13 protein-coding genes and 1 riboswitch are annotated in these 21360 nt (G+C 73.3%); of the genes, 3 read left to right on the top strand and 10 right to left on the bottom strand.

Going from position 1 to position 21360, the window contains the following annotated elements:
- Positions 1 to 95: 95 nt before the first annotated feature.
- The 3 genes from OG559_RS26810 to htpG form a co-directional block, all read right to left on the bottom strand.
- Positions 96 to 758: a transglycosylase family protein gene (locus OG559_RS26810; protein WP_405108587.1), complete on the bottom strand. Its 663-nt coding sequence runs from the start codon at positions 756 to 758 to the stop codon at positions 96 to 98.
- Positions 758 to 911: riboswitch (cyclic di-AMP (ydaO/yuaA leader) on the bottom strand. (Overlaps the previous gene by 1 nt.)
- Positions 912 to 1189: 278 nt before the next feature.
- Positions 1190 to 1948 (bottom strand): hypothetical protein, encoded by a 759-nt coding sequence (locus tag OG559_RS26805; protein ID WP_405108584.1) that lies wholly within the window; start codon positions 1946 to 1948, stop codon positions 1190 to 1192.
- A 125-nt stretch (positions 1949 to 2073) separates the two neighbouring features.
- On the bottom strand, positions 2074 to 3927 hold the full coding sequence (gene htpG / locus OG559_RS26800; protein ID WP_405116991.1) for a molecular chaperone HtpG: 1854 nt from the start codon (positions 3925 to 3927) through the stop codon (positions 2074 to 2076).
- A gap of 517 nt (positions 3928 to 4444) precedes the next feature.
- Here htpG and OG559_RS26795 point away from each other — a divergent pair.
- On the top strand, positions 4445 to 6181 hold the full coding sequence (locus OG559_RS26795; RefSeq protein WP_405108582.1) for an ATP-binding cassette domain-containing protein: 1737 nt from the start codon (positions 4445 to 4447) through the stop codon (positions 6179 to 6181).
- Between the two features lie 213 nt (positions 6182 to 6394).
- Positions 6395 to 7231 (top strand): hypothetical protein, encoded by an 837-nt coding sequence (locus OG559_RS26790; RefSeq protein WP_405117123.1) that lies wholly within the window; start codon positions 6395 to 6397, stop codon positions 7229 to 7231.
- A gap of 15 nt (positions 7232 to 7246) precedes the next feature.
- Here the strand turns inward: OG559_RS26790 and rph are convergent, their stop codons facing one another.
- Entirely contained in the window at positions 7247 to 9847 is a 2601-nt protein-coding gene (rph, locus tag OG559_RS26785; RefSeq protein ID WP_405108579.1) for a rifamycin-inactivating phosphotransferase, read from the bottom strand.
- Between the two features lie 935 nt (positions 9848 to 10782).
- Here rph and OG559_RS26780 point away from each other — a divergent pair.
- Positions 10783 to 11496, top strand: coding sequence for a hypothetical protein (locus tag OG559_RS26780; protein WP_405108576.1), 714 nt, complete (start codon positions 10783 to 10785; stop codon positions 11494 to 11496).
- Between the two features lie 309 nt (positions 11497 to 11805).
- On the opposite strand, the gene pip is transcribed toward OG559_RS26780, so the two are convergent.
- The 6 genes from pip to OG559_RS26750 all read right to left on the bottom strand — a co-directional run bounded on the left by pip (position 11806) and on the right by OG559_RS26750 (position 21348).
- Entirely contained in the window at positions 11806 to 12786 is a 981-nt protein-coding gene (gene pip, locus OG559_RS26775) for a prolyl aminopeptidase (protein ID WP_405116989.1), read from the bottom strand.
- Between the two features lie 143 nt (positions 12787 to 12929).
- Positions 12930 to 14102, bottom strand: a complete 1173-nt coding sequence (locus OG559_RS26770) for a trans-sulfuration enzyme family protein (RefSeq protein WP_405108574.1) — start codon at positions 14100 to 14102, stop codon at positions 12930 to 12932.
- Between the two features lie 32 nt (positions 14103 to 14134).
- The gene (locus OG559_RS26765; RefSeq protein ID WP_405108571.1) at positions 14135 to 14980 is read right to left on the bottom strand and encodes a carbon-nitrogen hydrolase family protein; all 846 of its coding nucleotides are present in this window, start codon (positions 14978 to 14980) and stop codon (positions 14135 to 14137) included.
- Positions 14977 to 15306 (bottom strand): AzlD domain-containing protein, encoded by a 330-nt coding sequence (locus tag OG559_RS26760; protein ID WP_387017409.1) that lies wholly within the window; start codon positions 15304 to 15306, stop codon positions 14977 to 14979. Before OG559_RS26760 ends, OG559_RS26765 begins: the two co-directional genes overlap by 4 nt.
- A 5-nt stretch (positions 15307 to 15311) precedes the next feature.
- The gene (locus tag OG559_RS26755; RefSeq protein WP_405108569.1) at positions 15312 to 16244 is read right to left on the bottom strand and encodes an AzlC family ABC transporter permease; all 933 of its coding nucleotides are present in this window, start codon (positions 16242 to 16244) and stop codon (positions 15312 to 15314) included.
- Complete coding sequence (locus OG559_RS26750) at positions 16237 to 21348, bottom strand: amino acid adenylation domain-containing protein (RefSeq protein ID WP_405108566.1); 5112 nt, start codon at positions 21346 to 21348, stop codon at positions 16237 to 16239. The genes OG559_RS26755 and OG559_RS26750 overlap by 8 nt, the downstream gene beginning before the upstream one ends.
- Between the last annotated feature and the right edge of the window lie 12 nt (positions 21349 to 21360).

Genomic DNA, 21360 nt, shown 5'->3' with positions numbered 1-21360 from the left:
CGCGGAAGCGCCCGGCCGGAGGAACCGGCCGGGCGCTTGCGGTGCTGGGTGCCCCGGGACCGGGACGCCGGGTCGCACCGACCCGGCCGGGCGGGTCAGAGGCTGAGCCGCTGGCCCGGGAAGATCAGGTTCGGGTGCTCGCCCACGACCCGCTCGTTCTTCTCCCACAGCACGCGCCAGCCGCCCCGCACGCCCTGCGCCGTGGCGATCTCGGAGAGGGTGTCGCCCGACCGGACCACATAGGTCATCCCGCCGCTGGACGGAGCGTTCTTCGGGGCGCTCCTCGTGGTGTCCCGCTTGCTGCGCGAGGCCGGCTTCTCGGTACGCGAGGACCGCTCCTTCGGGGCGGCCTTCGTCTCCGACTTCCGCTCCGACTTCGAGCTGCCCTTCGTCGAGCCGCCCTTCTTGCCGCAGGTCGGCCACGCCCCGATGCCCTGGCCGTCGAGCACCTTCTCGGCGATGCGGATCTGCTCGCTCCGGGTCGCCAGGTCGGCGCGGGCCGCGTACTTCTTGCCGCCGTAGCCGGCCCACGTGCCCTGCGAGAACTGCAGGCCGCCGTAGTAGCCGTTGCCGGTGTTGATGTGCCAGTTGCCGCCGGACTCGCACGAGGCGACGGCGTCCCAGTTGACCGCGGCCTGGGCCGGCGCGGCCGGGCCGGCCAGGGCGACGACCCCGGCGAGGGCGCCCGCGGCGAGAGTGCCGACGGCGGCGCGACGGACGGTCACCCGACGGTGGCGGGCGGTGTATTCAGTTGCCATGTGTGATTCCTCCACGCCGGCGAGGTGAGCTGTCGGGTTCGGGCCGAGGAGCCCGGCCGCCACAGGCGGCTTCACCCCGAGGTGCGGTGCACCGAGGAACGTGTGGGTCCCCCGCTCCTGCCTGACTGCCAAGGGAACCGACGGTCGGCGGCAGGACTAGGCGTTACCGACCGTGGTCGCCGCGTTCGCGGACTCGACCGACGTTAGGCACCGTTGGTGACGGGTGCCCACCTCTTGTGAAGTTCTTCACCCGCTCGGGCGAAGGGCCACATTGTCGACTTGCGAGACTTCGGCAGCCATGCAGGGCGAACGCCGGGCCGAGTCTGATCAGGGTGAACCGCCAGCGGACAACCTCGTCCCGTTACCGAGCGTGATTGGGGTCCGATTGCGCACATCGGATACCGGAAACGCTCGGTGATCGCCCACACAGCTCAGTGGGGCGGGCGGCGGCCGTGTCCGGCGACGGCGGTGTCGGCCGTGCAGCTCAGCTCGCCGGGGGCAAGCTGCACCCGGGCGGGCCGCCACACCTCGACCCGTCCACCCTCCACGCGGGCCAGCAGGCAGTCGTACTGACTGGCCCGCAGCGCCACCCCCACGACCCCACCCACGGCGGCGACCTGCCGGGTGACCAGAGGCTCGAGGTCGAGGCCGTCGACCGCCGCGCGGACGGCCTGCTCGGTGGCCGCACCGCCGGTGGGAAGGGCTTGGCGCAGGTCGTCCTCGGCGGAGCCCGGGAGTTCCGGGTCGACGGAGACGGTGAGCGGGGAGCCGTCGGGACAGGACACCTCGTCGACCCGGTCGTCCATGGCATCCTGCTCGACGCTGATCGCATAGCAGACCGGCAGGTCGAACGGCTCGTTCATCGACCGGCCGGACGCGTCGACCGCCGTGGCCACCCCGTGCACGCGGACGATCAGCGAGACCCCGCCCCCGGTCCGGGTGTCGTCGATCCGCATGACCTCCGTGCCGGCAACCCGGGCGGCCTCCCGGGCGTACCGCTGCGCCGGGTTCGGGTGCCGGCGTTCCCGCTTGACGGCCTGCTCGACGAGGGTGACCTTGCGGCCGGCGTCCTGCATCGCCAGCTCCCTGGTCCGGGCCGTGTCGACCTGCGGCTCCGGCCCGTAGCAGCCGGGCAGCAGGAGCAGCCCGACCGACACCGACACCAACCCGCGCAGCCGCCCCCGAAGCATGGGGCCATTATCCCGGTCCGCCCGCCCGCCCGGGGCCCTGCCCGGCGGGAGGCGCAACGCCGCGCGCCGGGCGTCCACGGTCGACAATGTCGACCGGGAGCCCGGCGCGCGGTGCGTGGCGGCGGCTACAGGGTACGGGCCAGCCGGTCGGCGAGGATGCGGGTGAACCGGGACGGGTCGGCCAGCTCGCCGCCCTCGGCCAGCAACGCCATCCCGTACAGCAGCTCGGCCGTGTCGCCGAGCGCGTCGGCCCCGGCGTCCTGCTCGTGGGCCTTGCGCAGCCCCTCGACCAGCGGGTGCCCCGGGTTCAGCTCCAGGATCCGCTTGACCTGCGGCACCTCGTGCCCCATCGCCCGGTACATCTTCTCCAGCGTCGGGGTGATGTCGTGGGCGTCGCCGACGACGCAGGCCGGCGAGGTGGTCAGCCGGGTGGAGAGCCGGACCTCCTTGACGCTGCCGGAAAGCTTCTCGCTCATCCAGGTCAGCAGGTCGGCGTACTCCTGGCGCTGCTGCTCGCGGGCCGACTCGGCCTCCTCCTTCTCCTCCTCGGTGTCCAGGTCGACCTGGCCCTTGGCGATGGAACGCAGCGGCTTTCCGTCGAACTGCCCGACCCGCTCGACCCACACCTCGTCCACCGGGTCGGTGAGGATCAGCACCTCGTAGCCCTTGGCCCGGAACGCCTCCATGTGCGGCGAGTTCTCGATCATCGACCGGGACTCGCCGGTCATGTAGTAGATGTCGCCCTGGCCGTCCTTCATCCGCTCGACGTAGTCGCGCAGGCCGGCCAGCTCCGCCGGGTCGTGGGTGGAGGCGACGGAGACGATGTCGAGGATCGCCTCGGTGTTGTCCGGGTCATCGAGCAGACCCTCCTTGAGCGCCGGGCCGAACTCCGCCCAGAAGGTGCGGTACTTCTCGGCCTCGTTGGCCTTCAGCTCCTTGACGGTGGCGAGGATCTTCTTCACCAGCCGGCGGCGCACCGCCTGGATCTGGCGGTCCTGCTGGAGGATCTCCCGGGAGATGTTCAGCGACAGGTCGTGCGCGTCGACGACGCCCTTGACGAAGCGCAGGTAGTTGGGCATCAGCGCGTCGCAGTCGTCCATGATGAACACGCGCTTGACGTAGAGCTGCACGCCGCGACGGGCCTGCGGGGCGAACAGGTCGACCGGGGCGTGCGACGGCAGGAACAGCAGGGCCTCGTACTCGAAGGTCCCCTCGCCCCGCATGTGGATCGTCTCGAGGGGGTCAGCCCAGTCGTGGCTGACGTGCTTGTAGAACTCCTTGTACTCCGCCTCGTCGACCTCGCTGCGCGGGCGGGCCCACAGCGCCTTCATCGAGTTGACGGTCTGCACCTCGCGGGTGACCGCGTCGTCCTCACCCGGGCGCTCCACGGTCATCCGGATCGGCCAGGCGATGAAGTCCGAGTACCGCTTGACGATCTCGCGGATCTTCCAGTCGACGGTGTAGTCGTGCAGGTTGTCGTCGCTGTCCTCCGGCTTGAGGTGGACGGTGACGGCCGTGCCCTGCGGCGCGTCGTCGATGGTCTCCACGACGTACGTGCCCTCGCCGGTGGACTCCCAGCGGGTGCCCTCGGCCTCCCCGGCGCGGCGGGTGACCAGGGTGACCCTGTCGGCCACCATGAAGGTCGCGTAGAACCCGACCCCGAACTGGCCGATCAGGTCGGCGGACCCGGCCGAGTCCTTCGACTCGCGCAGCTTGGCGAGCAGCTCGGCGGTGCCGGACTTGGCGATGGTGCCGATCAGGCCGACGACGTCGTCGCGGGACATGCCGATGCCGTTGTCCCGGACGGTCAGGGTGCGCGCCTCGCGGTCGACCTCGATCTCGATGTGCAGGTCGGAGGCGTCGGCCGCGAGATCCTTGTCGACCAGGGACTCCAGGCGCAGCTTGTCCAGCGCGTCGGAGGCGTTGGAGATGAGTTCGCGCAGGAAGACGTCCTTGTTCGAATAGATCGAATGGACCATCAGCTGGAGCAGCTGGCGCGCCTCCGCCTGGAATTCCAGCGTCTCGATCCGGTTGCTCACACCGACCCCCTTCAGTTACGTCCGACCTTCGCGCACAGGATACGAGCCGTCGCTGGCGGTCGCGTCACCCGCCCGGCCGGTGTCGGCGCGGTTGCTGCCGCACCGGACAACCCCTCGCCTGGCTCAACCGGGTGGCGAATCTTGGGGGTCACGCCGGTGTGCTGGTACGCCCCGGCGAGACCGCGGCCCTGCTCTCCTCGCTGGTCGAGGTGCGGTAGCAGCGGGTCACGGCCAAGCCGCATGAGGTAGGGTCGGCACCATGAATCACCCAGGCATCGCGTCGATGAGGCTCCGCACCCGCCGCTGACGGCGGCGCATCGAGCGATCCTCACCTCCCTGCCCGCCGTTCCGGTCTCCTGCCGGGCGGCATCTTCGGGCTGCCCGGCTCCATCGCGAGCTGCGGAGCATTCCTGTGTCCTTTCCTGCCACGAATCCCTCATTCCTGCCGCGAGTCGGCATGCCCGTCCACCACGAGCCCGCCCGCCAGGGGCCCGTCCACCACGAGCCCACCGGCGCGGACGGACGGCTGTCGGCGGACGACGCGGTCCCGGCCGGGGAGTACGCGCACCTGCGCGCCGAGGGCGTCAGCGTCGTCCTCGGCGGGCGTCAGGTCCTCCACCACGTGTCGGTCACCGTCTCGGCCCGGTCCCGGCTGGCGATCGTCGGCGAGAACGGCCGCGGCAAGACGACCCTGCTGCACGTACTGGCCGGCATCGTCCAGCCCGACGCCGGCTCGGTGCGCCGGGTGGGCACCGTCGGGCTGGCCGAGCAGGCCCTGCGCGTCGGGCCGGGCCTGACCGTCGGCACCCTCACCGATCAGGCGCTGCGCGCCGCCAACGTGGCGTTGACCGCGCTCGACGAGGCGGCCGACGACCTCGCCACGGGGGTTGACGGCGCGGAGGAGCGCTACGCCGCCGCGCTGGAGGCCGCCACGCGCCTGGACGCCTGGGACGCCGAACGCCGGGTCGACATCGCCCTCCAGGCGTTGGGCGCGTGCACCGACCGCTCGCGCGAGCTGAGCACCCTCTCGGTCGGGCAGCGCCACCGGGTGCGCCTGGCCTGCCTGCTCGGCGCCCAGCACGACGTCCTGCTGCTGGACGAACCCACCAACCACCTCGACGCCGGGGGCCTGGCGTTCCTCACCGCGCAGCTGCGCGCCCATCGCGGCGGCGTCGCCCTGGTCAGCCACGACCGCGCTCTGCTGCGCGCCGTCGCCCGGGAGTTCCTGGACCTCGACCCCAACCAGGACGGCGCGGCGCACCTGCACGCCGGTGGCTACGACGGCTGGCAGGAGGGGCGCCGCCGGGAACGCGAACGGTGGGAGCAGGAATTCGCGGCGCAGCAGGCCGAGCAGCACCGGCTCACGGCGGCCGTGGAGCAGGCCCGCGACCGGCTCAGCACCGGCTGGCGCCCGGACAAGGGCACCGGCAAGCACCAGCGCCAGTCCCGGGCCCCCGGGGTGGTGCAGGCGCTTAACCGCGAGCGGGACGCCCTGGAGTCGCACCGCATCACCGTGCCCGAGCCACCGCTGCACCTGCGCTGGCCGCAGCTGGCGACCCGGCGCGGTGCCGCGCTGGTGCGCGTCGACGGCGTGCGTCTCGCCGGGCGCCTGGACCGGCCCCACACGCTCAGCCTGGACGGCGGCGACCGGCTCCTGATCACCGGCGCGAACGGCGCGGGCAAGTCCACCCTGCTGTCGGTGCTGGCCGGCCGCCTGCAACCGACCGACGGATCGGTGCACCGCCCGCCGGGCGCGCGCATCGCCCTGGTGGGGCAGGAGGTGCCGACCTGGCCGGCCGACACCACCGCGCGACAGGTGTACGAGCAGCACATCGGGAAGCTGATCGCCTCCGGTCGCCTCCGCGAGAGCGAGGCGGTGCCGCTGAACGCGACGGGCCTGCTGGACCGCGAAGCGCTGCGTACCCCGGTGCAGCGGATGTCCCAGGGCCAGCAGCGGCGCCTGGACCTGGCGGTGCAGCTCGCCGTCCGGCCCGATCTGCTGCTCTTCGACGAGCCGACCAACCACCTGTCGGCGGCGCTGGTCGACGAGCTGACCGCGGCCCTGCTGACCACGCCGGCCGCTGTCGTCGTCGCCACCCACGACCGTCAACTGCTCGACGACCTGGCCGGCTGGCCCCACCTGAACCTGGTGGCCGGCCGGGTGCCCGACGCCGAGCGGGAAGCCTCCCGGTGAACGTGCTCCACCACGCGGACTTGCTCGCTCAACCGCCACAACCGAAAGGGGCCTCGGCCCACTCATAGTGTGGTGGGGAGGCCGGGTTGCGGAGTGAACGAGAGTACGTCGAGTACGTGCGGGCCCGCATGCCGTGGTTGCGGCGGCTGGCGTACCGGCTGTGCGGGCAGTGGTCGGCCGCCGACGACCTGGTGCAGGAGTGCCTCGTCGCGCGTGCGGCTGCTGGCCTGGTCCCCCGACGGCCAGCACGTGGCGTACAGCGCCACGACCCTGGTCGGCTACGACGAGTTCGGGACTGTCGACGGCGAGGTGGCCCGCACCGGCACGCTGCGGCTGCTCGACCTGTCGACCGGGCGTAGCACCGAGGTGCCGGCGCTCACCCCGGCATGGACGGCGGCGTTCGCGCCGGACAGTCGCCGCCTTGCCGTCCAGGTCGGCCAGAGGGCCCACCTGATCGGCCTCGACGGCCGCGAGACCGGCCGCATCGACATCCCGTCCGGACGCGAGCTGGCCGCCGACGTCGGCTGGTCGCCGGACGGCAGGTTCCTCGCCACCGCGCCATGGACCGTGGACGGGCCGTTCACCGGCACCACCGGCGGTGATACCGGCCACGGCGCGTACCTGTGGAAGACCGGCGAGGTCGAGTTCGTCCCCGTCACGAACACCAGCACACCACCGGCGCCGGTCCCGGACGTCGTGCGGCTGCTCGGCTGGCGTTCCGCTGGCAGCGTGATCGTCGCGACCATCGACGCTGACGATCACACGTCGCTGGCGGAGGTGCGACTCGACGACGGCAGCCGCCGGACACTGTCCCGCTTCGACACCGGTTCGACGTGCGAGCTCGGCATGCAGATCTGCCACACCTACGATCTGCACCTCGCCACCGGGCTGCTGCCCGACCTGATCGTCCGGAGCGCCGGTCGCCCCCGGCGCGGTCCCCTGCCGATGATCGTGAGCGCCGTCGTCCTCGGCGCCGCGTTCCTGCTCTGGCGCCGGGCACGCCTGTCCAGGCGTGCCCGGCCGCCGGAAGTGGAACAGCCGCAGCCCTAGCTCGGTCGTCGTCGGTCAGGACAGGATCTCGACGTACCCGTCGGTGCCGTGCACGCGAATCCGTTGCCCGTCCCGGATCAGCGTGGTCGCCCGCTCCACACCGACGACGGCGGGCAGGCCGTACTCCCGGGCGACCACCGCCCCGTGGGTCATCAGGCCGCCGACCTCCGTCACCAGCCCTTCGATCGCGACGAACAGGGGTGACCAGCTCGGGTCGGTGAAGGCGGTGACCAGGATGTCGCCCGGTTCGAGGTCGGCGTCGGCCAGGTCCAGGATGACGCGGGCCCGCCCCTCGACGATCCCGCCGGAGACCGGGAGGCCGACCAGCGCGCCGGTCGGCGCGTCGTCGCGCCGGTACGCCCCGGCGATGCCCTCACCGTCCGACGTGAGCACCCGGGGCGGGGTGAGCGCCTGGTACGACCTGAACGCCTCCTTCCGCCGGTGGATGAGCTGGCCGTCCGCCCGGTGCGTGCGTACGACGTCGTGCAGCTCCTGGAACGTGAGGTAGAAGATGTCCTCCTTCTCCCGGAGCACGTTGGCGTGCACGAGGCGCTCGGCCTCTTCCAGCAGGGCCTGTTTGTAGACGAAGTAGCGGCTGACGATGTCGTACTTCGGGTACTCCCGGTACCCGATGAAGGTGCGGACCCGGTCGATCATCCGCTTGGTCTCGTCGGCTTTCCGCTCCCCGTCCGGCAGGGCCCGCAGGTGCTCCAGGACGTCCTGTTCCTTCCCAGCCGCCGCCCGGAGGCCCTGTGCGAAGCGCCGTCCGCTGGCGCCCGACTCGAAGTTCCTGACGTTGTCGAGGATGAGGGGCACGAGCGTGGTGGGGCGTTCGCTCCAGCGCGGCCTCGTGATGTCGATCTCGCCGACGCAGCGCATGCCGTACGTGTCGAGGTAGGCCCGGATGGCGTCGCGCGCTTCCCGGCCGCCCGGGAGCGTGGGCAGCTCCTCCAGGAAGCCCTCGTCCTCGACCTCCCGCAGGTACGCCACCACCTCCGGATGCGGGCGGATGACGTCGGCGACGTCGAGGAGCGCCAGCCCCATCTCCGACGTGACGTTGCCGGGCGCGGAGAGCGTTAGGGTGTCGGCGGCGTTCTTCTCGCCCAGCCACTTGGCCAGGTGCTCGTTGAGCCACCGGGTGGCATCCATCCCCGCCATGATCACCTGCATGCTGCGGGGGTCGCCGAGGGACCGCTTGTGCTCCTCGAAGGCCGCCAGGAGAAGGTCGAAGAGCGCCGGCCCCGAGGCCGCCCGGATGGCGCCCCGCAGGGTGACGATGCGCGCCCGGCTGCCGTCGACCAGGTCGGTGACGATGGCCGGATCGGCCTCGATCGGGGCGGACGGGCCCCCGGCGGGCGTCCACGCCTGCACCTGATCGGGCAGCGACGGGATGAAGTCGTCGCGGTCGATGACGGTCTCCAGCGCGTCCCTCATCAGCGGATCGGTATACGTGCCCAGGGCGTCGAGCAGGCCGGCCCGGCTCGTCGGCGACGCCAGGTGCCGGGTGACGTCGACGAAGAGCCGTCCCCCGGCGTGGCGCATCGGCGCGAGGGCCGTCAGCTGCCACACGGAGAGCCCCAGGGGCTTCATGGCGTCGGTCATCATCTGCTGATGCCCGACGGAGACGTAGACGTGGTTCTCGGCGTCGCCGGCCTCGGGGACGGGAAAGAGCGTGGTGATCGGGCGGCTCTGGACGATCTGGAAGTCATCGTCGACCAGGCACCATTCGATGTCCTGGGGGTGGCCGAAGTGGGCTTCGATCCGCCGGCCCAGCCGCACCAGCCGCACGACCTGCGCATCCGTCAGCGCCGGCTGCTCCTGCCGCTCCGGGTTGACCGCCTGTTGCGTCGTCCCGCCACCCGGCAGGGCGTGGACGGCGAGCCGCTTGGCGGCGATCGCCCTGTCGATGATCTCACCGTCGCGCACCCGGTAGGCGTCCGCGTTCACCAGCCCGGAGACCAGAGCCTCGCCGAGGCCGAAGCTGGCCTCCACGGAGGCGACCTTCCGGTTGGACGTGACGGGGTCGGCCGTGAACAGGACGCCGGCCGCCTGCGGGAAGACCATCCTCTGCACGACAACGGCCATCTGGACCGTACGGTGGTCGATGCCGTTCCGCTGGCGGTAGGTCACGGCGCGCTCGGTGAAGAGCGAGGCCCAGCACCGGCTGACGTGCGACAGGATCGCCGCCGGCCCGATGACGTTCAGGTACGTGTCCTGCTGGCCTGCGAAGGAGGCCGTCGGCAGGTCCTCGGCCGTCGCGCTGGATCGGACGGCGTAGGCAGCCCGCTCACCGAGCCGGGTGAGAGCCCGGGTGATCGCCGCAGCCACCTCGTCGGGAAGGACTATCCCTTCGATGGTTCGGCGGATCTCCGCACTGAGCGTGCGGATCGCCTCCCGGTCGTCCGGGCTCAGGCGCGACAAATGATCGAGCCGATCGTCGATTGACGGCGCCTCCGCCATGATCCGCCGGAAGGCGTCCGTCTTCACGCAGAAGCCGGCCGGCACCCGGATGCCGTCAATCCGCGACAGCGCCCCCAGGTGCGCGCCCTTGCCGCCAACGGTCGCGCCCTGCGTCTCGTGGACCTCTTGGAGACCTGACACGTAATGCTCGATCATCTTGATGTCTCCGAGGCGGCTGTCGTCCGTTGCATTTCGCTGACCGGGTGAATCGCCATGCACGCGTGCCCCAATTCGTCGTCCATTCCTGGGTCCGGCCGACGATTCTGCGGCAAGACCCGGGTCTTGCCGCAAGCCCCCCGGTGCGATATAAGTTGAAGTTGGCCGGCGCGCATTTTGTAGACACCACGCCGTCGCGGTAGGCCACCACCTCGCCCGAGAGGGCGGGTCGAGGGCAGGGCCCCGGCAGGTCGTGGGTCTCCGACTTGGCAGGCCCCAGGGGATGCGCCCGCTGCCGACACCATCGGCCCCCGCCGGGTCGGCCCCGCCGGATCGGCCCCTACCGGGCTCGGCCGTCCGCCGGGTCGGCCTACCCTTCGTTGGCCCCTATGGAGCTGCCCCGTTTGTGCTACCGATAGAGCGGGCGCGTGGACGGGGCAGCTCCATAGGGGCCGAAGGACAGGTCCCCGACCGGGCGCGGGGCGCAGTCGTCCGGCCGCCGCCCGACTGCCCGGCGTACGGGGCGGTGTGGGGTGGCCGACGTCCCCGGAACTCTCGCGGGAGAGGGGACACAGCGCAGGACCGGTCAGACCGAGGCCCTGGCCAAGGTTTCGGGTCATCCTCAAGGAGCGGAACGGGACTCCCGGAGAGTGGATGCACGTCGAGCGGGATCGGACACCCCGCGACTGTGCCGTGGCCCTGGGTTCGGGGGCCAGCCGTTCTTTGCCGCGGTGGCCGTTGTGCCGGTCTAGGCCGGGCGCGACGATCGCGCAGGTCGCTGACGGACCTTGGGGGTCAACCGGGACGTTGCGTAGCTGGGGCCGCGCCGACGAAGGTGGGTCAGCGGGATCGTTCAGCCACCCCTTCGGCCACGAGGGAGGTCCGACGCACTAGCATTGCCGCAGTCCGGGACGGCTCTGCTGAAACGAGGCGAAATGCGTTGGCTTCAGCGGTTGCTGGGCGGCGGGCGGGTCCAGCTCGATGCGGGGCGGCAGCAGGTGCTGCTACGGGACGTCCAGCACCAGTACGGCGCCCATGCGCGGATCCCGTTTCCCGCGCAGGTCGAGGCGGTCACCGGGATGCTGAACGGCGACGACGGCCTGGTGGTGGCGGCCCGGATCGTGAGCCAGGTCGCCGACGAGGCCCACGCGGACCTCCAGGCGCAGGCCCACGAAGTACACCGACGAACGGGGCGGCGGCTCCTGGTGCACCGCCGGAACTACCGGCCGCTGTGGATGGAGGCCGGCCGGTCCCTGCGCTGGCCACTGTTCACTCTGCCGTGCGGCTTCCACCCGTACGCACAGGTGGCCGCCGCCGTCGCGGTGGTCGGCAGCCAGGCGTCCCGGCTCGACCGGGTGACCGACCCGAACCCGCTCGTGACCCACGTGTTCGAGGTGCTCGACCTCACCACCGCCGGCTGGGAGTACGGCCGGGTGCGCGTGGACACCGACGCCGCCGCCCTGGCCGATCGGCTGATCTCCACCGCCGCACAGATCCTCGCAGCCATGGACGACCCGCCCCGGCTGCCGCCGCCGGTCCGTGCGCTCATGCGTCGCAACAACACCGTCGGCGTGCTAGATCCGGCCGGCCCTCGGATAGTGGGTGGGATCAATCCGGGCGCGAGGATGCGCGAGCACCTGCTGGCCTGAGGTCAAGCCGAGGTCGACAGCAACAGTTCGTTGCTGACCCTTTCCAGAGTCCGGCCATGAGCCGTCGACGGATAAGCCGAGTCTCCCTGCGGGTGTTCTCGACATTCGATCTGGCCTTAGCGATCACGCTCACGGCGCTGGCCCCGTCCACCACGCCAGGAGCGACCCTTGCCTGAGAGTGCGCGAGGTCGGCGATCAATTCGGATGGCTGATCATCCGCTATCTCCCCACCAGCCGGAACGGGATCGGGCCGGCGCCCGGCAGACCCTCGTCACACACCCCGCCCACCCGGACCGACCGAGGCGCGGCTCAGCGGGCGGCGAACCGGGCCAGCGCGGCGCGCAGATGACCGCGCAGGGCGTCACTGCCCGTGTGGCCTGAGTCGTCGACCACGATCAGTTCCGCGTCGGGCCAGGCCCGGGCCAGCGACCACGGCGTCTCCAGCGGCGAGCCGAGGTCGAGGCGGCCGTGCACGAGCACCCCGGGAATGCCGGCCAGCCGCCCGGCGTCGCGCAGCAGGGCGTCGTCGTCGAGCCACGCGCCGTGCGAGAAGTAGTGCGCGCAGATCCGGGCGAAGGCGAGCCGGTCGTCCGGCGGTTGATCGGTGTACGCGTCCGGCTTGCCGTTGGGTTCCAGCGAGACGACGGCGTCCTCCCAGGTCAGCCAGGCGTTCGTTGCCCGGTGCCGCACCTGCGCGTCCGGGTGCTCCAGCAGGCGCGCGTACGCGGCGAGCAGGGCGACGGCCGACCCCTGGCCCGGCTCGACGGCCGGGCGGTCTGCCTCCGGCACGGCGTCGGCGAACCGCCGCCACTGCTCGGGGAAGAACCGGCCGACGCCCCGGTACAGCCAGTCGATCTCCGACCGGCGGGTCATGGTGACCCCGACGAGGACGATCGCGCTGACCCGCTCCGGGTGCCGCTGCGCGTACGCGAGCCCCAGGGTCGAGCCCCATGAGTCGCCGAACAGCAGCCAGCGGTCGATGCCCAGGTGCTCGCGCAGCCGCTCCATATCGGCCAGCAGATGCGCCGTGGTGTTGTGCCGCAGGTCGGTTGCCGGGTCGGCGGCGTGCGGGGTGCTGCGCCCGCAGCCGCGCTGGTCGAACTGGACGATCCGGTACCGGGCCGGGTCGAACAGCCGGCGGACGCCCGAGCTGGAGCCGGCCCCGGGCCCCCCGTGCACGACGAGCGCCGGCGCACCGCCCGGATTGCCGGACACCTCCCAGTGCACGAGGTTCCCGTCGCCCACGTCGAGCATGCCCTGCTCGTACGGTTCCCCGACCCCATACCCCATCTCCACGCCGCCCTCCCGAACCTCTGGTACGCGCACTTACACGGAATGTGTGGCCTTCGGAGCATGCAATAGCCACGAATTCCGTGAATTTGCGGCGACGGGTCGACGGGTGAGGCGGCGACGGGTCGCCCGTTGGCGGTGGGTTAGTGGGCGACGGTGTTTAGGGCTTGGGTGAAGTCAGCGAGCAGGTCGGGCGTTTCCTCGATGCCGGTGGAGACGCGCACGAGGCCCTCGCCGATGCCCGTGGCGGCGAGCTGTTCGGCGTCGACGATGCCCGCCCACATCGAGCGCGGGTGCACCACGAGGGTGCTCACGCTGCCCAGGCTGGCCGCCCGCTTGGCCAACCGCAGCTCCGCCAGCAGGGTGGCCGCCGCCGGCCGGCCACCGGCCAGGTCGAGGCTGAACACGCCGCCGTGCCCGCTCATCTGCCTGGTGGCCAGGTCGTGCTGCGGGTGGCTGGCCAGCCCGGGGTAGCGCACCCGGGCGACGGCCGGGTGCTCCTCCAGTGCCCGGGCCAGCGCGAGGGCGTTGTCGTTGTGCCGGGCCATCCGCAGCGGCAGCGTCCGGATGCCGCGCAGCAGCAGCCAGGCGTCGATGGGGCCGAGCGTCGCCCCGGTGACGATCGAGGTCTGCCACACCCGGTCGACCAGCTCGGCGGAGCCGACCACGACCCCGGCGGAGACGTCGGAGTGGCCGCCGAGGAACTTCGTGGCGCTGTGCCAGACCAGGTCCGCGCCGAAGGCCGCCGGACGCTGGTTGACCGGGGTGGCGAAGGTGTTGTCCACGACGGCGTACGCGCCGTGGGCGTGCGCCAGGTCGACCACGGCGGTCAGGTCGGTCAGCTCCAGCAGCGGGTTGCTGGGGGTCTCCACCAGCACCAGCTTCGTCTGCGGCGTGAACGCCCGGGCGAACGCGTCGACGTCGGTCTGATCCACCTGGGTGCAGGTCACCCCGAAGCGGGTGAGCAGCCCGGTGGTCAGCGAGGTGGTGCCGCCGTACGTGCTGCGCTGCACGATCACGTGGTCGCCGGCGCTCAGCAGGGCCAGGGCGATCGTGGTGATCGCCCCCATCCCGGACGCGGTGACCAGGCCCGCCTCGACGCCCTCCAGCTCGGCCACCACTGCGGCGACCTGGGCGTGGTTGGGGTTGCCGTAGCGGGTGTAGAAGGCGTCGCCGCGCGTCTGCGTGGCGATCTCGGTGAACCGCTCGTCGGTCTCGGCGCTGAAGGTGGCGCTCTGCACGATCGGGGGCGACACCGCACCCGTGGGGCTCAGGCCGTCGTCGCCGTGGATCGCGGTCGTGCCGATGCCGGTCACTGGTGCTCCTCTGTTTGTCTGCTGCGAGTCTGTCAAGGTTCGACGACGACCGGCGCCGGGGCGGGCGCGGGGGCGGCCCGGTCGGCGAGCATCCGCTGGCTGTCGCGCTGGTGCCGCAGCCGGGCGTCGTCGAGGTCGGCGACGGCCAGGCCGGCGCTGGCCCCGGCGTCGGCGAGGGGGCGGCCGTCGGGGGCGTACACGGCGCTGTGGCCGGCGAACCGCCACCCGCCGTGCGCCCCGGCGAAGTTGGCGAACACCACGTAGCTGGTGTTCTCCAGGGCGCGGGCCGGGAAGTAGACGCTTCGGCGGTGGTCGGAGTCGCCGACGGTGAACGCGCCGGACACCAGGTAGGCGTCCGCGCCGGCCAGCGCGAGACCCCGGGCGTGCTCGGGGAAGCTGGCGTCGTAACAGACGCCGAGGCCGAGCCGCCAGCCGCGCACCCGCACGAGGGTGTCGGTGGTGCCGGGGACGAAGACCTTCCGCTCGTCGGCGTCGAGGTGCCGCTTGTGGTAAGTCGCGGCGACCGCGCCATCGGGGCCGACCACGTGGGCGGCGATCGCCCACCCCTCGGCCCGCCGGGCGCAGCCGCCGACCACGGCGGTCACCCCGTGCTCCCGGCAAGCCTGGCCCACCGTACGCAGGGCCGGGTCGCCGGGGGCGACCTCGCACTGGGCGACGTCGGCGGTGAGCAGCGGGTAGTCGTACCCGCACAGCGACAGCTCGGGGAAGACGACCAGGCTCGCGCCCAGGTCGGCGGCCCCGGCGATCGCGGCGACGTGCGCGGCTGCGTTGCCGGTCAGGTCGCCGCCGACCGCCTCGATCTGCGCCGCCGCCACCCGCAGCGGCTGCCGCAGCGGGGTTTCACCCGTCGTCGTCACATCGCCCCCAGCCACCACCGCAACCCGAAGAAGACCGCCAACCCGACGGTCCACACGATCATGAACCGTTCGACGAAGAGCCCGGTCACCAGGGTCACCACCCCGGCCACCAGGTACGGGACCGTGACCACGGTGATCTCCACCCGGTTGTCGACGGGGGCGAGCACCGACGGCACGGCGATCGCGGCGAGCAGCGCGGGCGGCAGGTAGCCGAGGAACGTCTTCACGTCGGCGGGCAGTTCCCGGTCGCGGAAGACCAGCAGCGGCACGTACCGGGGGGCGAAGGTGGCCAGCCCCATGCCGAGGATGAGCAGCAGCATCGACATCGCGGTCACCTTCCGTCCACGTCGGCGGCGGCGTCGGCCGCCCGGTCCCCGGTCCGCACGGGCTCACCGGGCCGCACGGGCTCACCGGTCCGCTCGTGTGGCACGGAGCCCGGCGGCAGCCCGTCCGGCGGCCCGTCGGCGCCCACCGTCAGGTCCGGCGGCGCCGGGTCCGGGTCGGGCGCCGGGTCGTCGGGCTTCGGCGGGAACCAGCGGCGTTCGATCCGCTCGCAGGCCATGCCGACGCAGGCGCCGCCGAGCGCCGCCAGGATCAGCCCCAGGTTGTACGGCAGGCCGAGGGTCAGCATGGCCAGCGCGCCGGCCGAGACGGCGGTGGTCCAGATCTTCCAGCCGGCGAGCGCCCCGGCGAGCACGACCAGGAAGACCGCGGTCATCGGGAAGTCCAGGCCGTGGCGCAGCCGCTCCGGCAGCAGGTGCCCGGCGACCATGCCGACGACCGTGGCGATCGCCCAGTTGACGTACATGATGGCGGACGCGCCGAAGTAGTACATGCTCTTGCGGCGGGCCGGCTCGTCGCCCTTGATCCGGTCGAACGCGACGAAGAACACCGCGTCGATCAGCCCGAAGCCGAGCAGCAGCCGCCACCGCTGCGGCAGCTCCCGCACGTGCGGGGCGAGCAGCGTCGAGTAGATCAGCATGCGCAGGCTGAGGATCAGCGTGGTCAGCACGATCACGGGCCACGCCGCGCCCTCGGAGATCAGCTTGAAGCCGATGAACTGGGCGGTGCCCGAGTTGACCACCATGGCCAGCCCGAACGTCTCCAGGTAGGACAGCCCGCTGGCCAGGCCGAGCGTGCCGCCGATCACCCCGAGGGGGAACGCGGAGATCAGGAACGGCACCATCGAGCGGGCCCCGGCGACGAACTCGCCGCGCGGCGTCGCGGGCCGCGCGGCGGCGCTGGTGGGCGTGCGGTCAGACATGGTCCTCCCCGGGGCGGCGGGCACGCGGAGCGGCCGGGCCGGCGGCTCCGACGAGGGCGGCCACCTCCCCGGCACGGGTACGGCAGAAGTAGTGTCCCCCACCGTCGATCTCTTCGAGGGTCACGTCGGCGGCGATTCGCCGCCACGCGGCGTGCTCGTCGGCCGAGCCGGTGGTGAGCGGGTCGTCGTCGGCGAGCACCACCGTCACCGGCACCGTCAGCGGCCGGTCGGCCAGCGCGTCGAGCCGGTCCCGCAGGTACGCGTGCGAGCCGAGCGCGTCGTGTCGGAACGCGGCGACCAGGGCAGAGGTGTGTTCGGCGTCGAGTCCGTCGAGATCGGTGAAGCCGGTCTGCCCGACCAGCCAGTCCACCACGCCCGCCTCGTCGAGGGCTCGCACCTCGGCGATGCTGGCGTCGATGTCGGCCGCGTCGCGCAGCAGCTTGCCGCCGAGGAAGAGCCGCGCCGGCGGGGCCCCGGCGGCGGCGAGCAGCCGGGTCACCTCGACGGCCAGCGCCGCGCCGACGCAGTGCCCCCAGATGAGCACCTCGCCCGGGGCGTCGGCGCGGATCTCGTCGGCCACCCGCCTTGCCACCTCGTCGAGGTCGGACAGCGGCTCGGGGTGGCCGGGGTCGTGACCGGGCAGGGCCACCGCCTGAACGGCCACGCCGTGCCCGGCGAGCGCCTCGGCGAGGGGGCGGAAGGCCAGCGGGTTGCCTGCGGCGTACGGGAAGCAGACCAGGACCCGGTCGGCGGCGACGCCGGACGGCGACAGCGGCTGGAGCAGCGGGTCGTCGCCGGCCCGGGCGGCCCCGGAGGCGACCGCCGCGCCGGACCCGGTCCCGGAGGCGACCGCCGCGCCGGTGCCGGAGCCGGCGGGGGCCTCGGCCGGCTGGGCGGGCTGGGCAGCCCGGGCCAGCGGGCCGAGGTCGGAGTGGGTCATCAGCTGCCGCAGGGTGACCAGCGGGCGCAGCGCGGCGACGACCCGCATCGCGGCGAGGGAGTTCCCGCCGAGGTCGAAGAAGTTGTCCTCCTCGGCGATGTCGGCCGCCGGCACGTCCAGGGTCGCGGCCCAGACCTCGGCGATGCGCCGGGCCACGTCGGTGGCGGGCGGGGTGCGCCCGGCGGGGCCGGCGGCCAGGGCGGGCGCGGTCCGGCCGAAGGTCCGCCGCGCGGGGGTGACCCGGGCCGGCGGCAGGCCGGCGGCGTACCCGCCGTGCGGGGCGTCCGGGGTGTCGGCCAGCGCGGCGAGGGCCCGCCGGTACGCCTCGCCGATCCCGGCCGCCTGCTCCGGGGTGAACTCGGCGGAGTGGTAGTGCAGGCTCAGCCGGACCTCGTCGGTGAAGAAGTCGCGCATGAACTCGGCGCGCAGGGCGAACTCGGTCTCGGTGCTGACCCGCACGTCGAGCAGGTCGAAGCCGGCCCGCTCCCGCAGCTGCTTGAGCAGGTAGAAGTGGGTGTAGTTGAACACCGTCTCGAACAGCGGGTCGGTGGTCGCGGCGTCGGCCTTCATCTGGGCCATCGGGTAGCGCCGGTGCGGCAGCAGGTCCGCCTCGGCCCGGTAGACCCGGCCGACGAGGTCGGCCCAGCTTCCGTCGCCGAGGTCGACGCGCAGCGGCACGGTGTTGAGGAACAACCCCATCGCGGTGGTGGCGCCCTCGGACTCGGGCCGGCCGCTCTGCTCGTACCCGGTGACGACGGCCGCCTCGGCGGCGAGCGCGCCGATGACCTTGACGTGCGCGGCGAGCAGCAGGGTCTTCAGCGGCACGGCGAGCCGGTCGGCCAGCCGCAGCAGCCGCTCGGACAGCCCGGCGGACACGTCCACCTCGTGGAAGACCACCGGGCGCTGCGCCTCGACGGTCGGCGGCTCCCAGCGGGGCAGCTCGGTGACCCCGCCGTCGGCCAGCACGTCCCGCCAGAAGTCCCGGTCGGCGGCCGAGGCGACGGCCCGGCGCTCCAGCCCGATGTAGTCGCGGAAGTGGTTCCCGGCCGGCGGCTCGGGCAGCGGTCGACCGTCGCGCAGCCGGTGGTACGTGTCGAACAGCCGGGTGTGCAGCAGGGTGATGCTCCACCCGTCCAGGGCCGAGTTGTGCTGGCTGAGGCTGTACCGGTACAGGTCGTCGGCGAACAGGTGCACGTGGACGCGGACCAGCCCCGGCTCCCGCCAGACGAACCGGTACGCCTGCTCCCGGTCGTGCCAGTCGGCGTACCGGCGCTCCTGCTCGGCCGGGTCGAGGCCGCGCAGGTCGGTCACCCACAGCGGGGTCGGCGCGTCGGCGTGCACGAGTTGGAGGTACTCGCCGTACCCGGTGAGGTGGTAGCTGGTGCGGAAGATCGGATTGTCGGCGACCAGCCGCCGCACCGCCCCGGTGAACGCGGTCTCGTCGAACGGCGCGCTGATCAGGAAGCTGATGATGTCGTGGTACTGGGCCGCGCCCCGGGCCAGCTCGTTCTGGAAGATCAGCCCGGCCTGGAGCTGCCCCAGCGGGTACGCGTCGACCACCCCGTCGGGCAGCAGCGCCCGGTCGGCCGGGGACACCAGGTCGAACGGCGCGTACGTGGGGGGCCGCTCGCCGGTCGCCGGGGCGGCGGCGAGGGCGGCGATGGTGGGGTGCCGGAACATCTGCTGGAAGGTGAGGTCCAGCCCGGCGGCGTGCGCCCGGGCGAGCACGGTGACGAAGTGGATGGAGTTGCCGCCGAGGGCGAACAGGTTGTCCTCCACCCCCACCCGGTCCACCCCGAGCACGTCGGCCCACACCTCGGCGAGGATCCGCTCGGCGTCGGTGCGCGGCGGCACGTACGGGCGGTCGTCGGCGGGCGGGGCGGGCAGCGCCCGCCGGTCGAGCTTGCCGCTGCCGGACAGCGGGAACTCGGCCAGCTCCACCACCCGGGCCGGGACGAGGTAGCGGGGCAGCAGGCCGGACAGGTGCTCGGTGAGCGCCCGCTCGGCCACCGGGGAGTGGGTCAGCACGTACCCGAGCAGGTTGCCGTCGCGGGCCACCACCACGGCGTCCTTCACGGCCGGGTGGCCGCGCAGCGCCTCCTCCACCTCGCCCAGCTCGACCCGGTGGCCGCGCACCTTGACCTGGTGGTCGAGGCGGCCCAGGTAGTCGATGGTGCCGTCGGGCAGCACCCGGGCCAGGTCCCCGGTGCGGTAGACCCGCTCCTCCCCCGCGTCCGGGGCGGCCACGAACCGGTCCCGGGTCAGCTCGGGACGGTTGAGGTAGCCCCGGGCGAGCTGCACCCCGGCGATGCACAGCTCCCCCGGCACGCCGACCGGCTGGACCCGCAGCCGCTCGTCGAGGACGTGCAGCCGGGTGTTGTCCACCGGCCGGCCGATCGGCACCCGGTCGGCGCCGGGCGCGCAGCGGTGGTGGGTGACGTCGACGGTGGCCTCGGTCGGGCCGTACAGGTTGACGAGGGTGACGTGCGGCAGCAGCGCGGCGAGCCGGTCGACGTGGTGCGGGCCGAGCGCCTCGCCGCTGGCGAAGACCCGGCGCAGCCCGGCCAGCGGCGCGGTGTCGGCGGTGGCCAGCCAGTCGAGGAACGCCCCCAGCATGGACGGGACGAAGTGCAGGGTGGTCACCCCGTGCGCGGCGACCGCCGCGACGATGGCCTGCGGGTCGCGTTCCGCGCCGGGCGGCAGCAGGCACACCGACGCGCCCTCGCGGGCCCACCAGAACAGCTCCCACACCGACACGTCGAAGGTGGTGGGGGTCTTGTGCAGGATGACGTCGTCCGAACCGATCGGGTGCAGCCGCTGCATCCAGGCGAGCCGGTTGGCCAGCGACCGGTGCTCGATCATCGCCCCCTTCGGGGCGCCGGTGGAGCCGGAGGTGTAGATGACGTACGCCAGGTCCCGCCCGTCGGCCTCCGCCTGCGGCGCGGACACCTCCGCGTCGGGCGGCCCGCCGGCCACCGCTTCCTCGGGCAGCGCGTCGGCCGGTGACAGCGGGACCACCGGGACGCCCTCGGGGACGGCCGCCGGGTCGGCGGCCAGCACGAGCGCCGCGCCGCTGTCGGCCAGCAGGTAGCCGATCCGGGCCGGCGGGTAGCCGGGGTCGACCGGCAGGTAGGCCGCGCCGGCCCGGTGCACGGCGAGGATCGCCGCGAGCTGCGCGGGCGACCGTTCGGCGAGCACGCCGACGACGGCCTCCGAACCCGCGCCGGCCGCCCGCACGGCCGCGGCGAGGGCGGCCACCCGCCGGTCCAGCTCCGCCCACGTCCAGGTGACCTCGTCGGTACGCACGGCGACGGCGTCGGGCGTCTCGGCGGCCCGGCGGGCCACCCAGGCGTCGGGGCGCAGGGCGTCGCCGGGGTGCGTGGCGGTGTCGGGGTCCGTGGCGTCGCCGGGGTGCGTGGCGGTGTCGTTCATCGCGTCGAGCACCGCCCGGTCGGCGGGGGTGACCAGGGCGACGTCGTCGACCGGGGCGTCCGGGGCGGCGAGCGCGGCGGTCAGCAGGAGCAGCAGGTGCCCGGCGATCCGGTCGGCGGTGGCCCGGTCGTGGCGGGCGGCGTCGTGGTGCACGGTCAGCTCGGCGGCCGTGACCGCCACGGTGACGCCGATGCGGGGGTCGGGGGCGGCGTCGGTGGTGTGCACGGCGACGTCGAGGAACGGGTGCCGGTCGGCCTCGGCGTGCGGGGCGAGGTCCTCGGCGAGCAGCTCGACCGGGTAGTCGGCGTACCGCTGCGCCTCGGGCAGCGCGGCGCGGAGCTGCCCGACCAGGTCCCGGTAGCGGACGTCGGGGCCGCAGGTCACCGGCAGGGGCAGCAGGCCGGCCAGCGCGGCGCCGTCGGCCGGGCGGCCGACCAGCAGCGCCGACGCGCCCGTCCAGCGGCGCAGCAGCGCCGCCACGGCGGCGGCCACCAGCACGTACCGGGCGGGTTCGGCGCCCCGGCTGGCGGCGGCGAGCCGGTCGGCCAGCGCGGCGCCGAGGGGCACGGTGACGGCCTGCGGGTGCGCCGGCGCGCCGGGGGCGGGGGTGCGGTCGGCGGGGAAGCCGACCCGGTCCGCGCCGGCGGCGAGCGCGTCGCGCCAGTGCCGGGCGTGGTCGGGCCGCCGCGCCGCGGCGATCCTGAGCTGGCCCCGGGTCATCAGAGACTGCATGATCTCGCTCTC

Source organism: Micromonospora sp. NBC_01405, assembly GCF_045040155.1.
Lineage (GTDB): Bacteria > Actinomycetota > Actinomycetes > Mycobacteriales > Micromonosporaceae > Micromonospora.
This window is presented reverse-complemented; position numbering and strand designations above follow the sequence as displayed.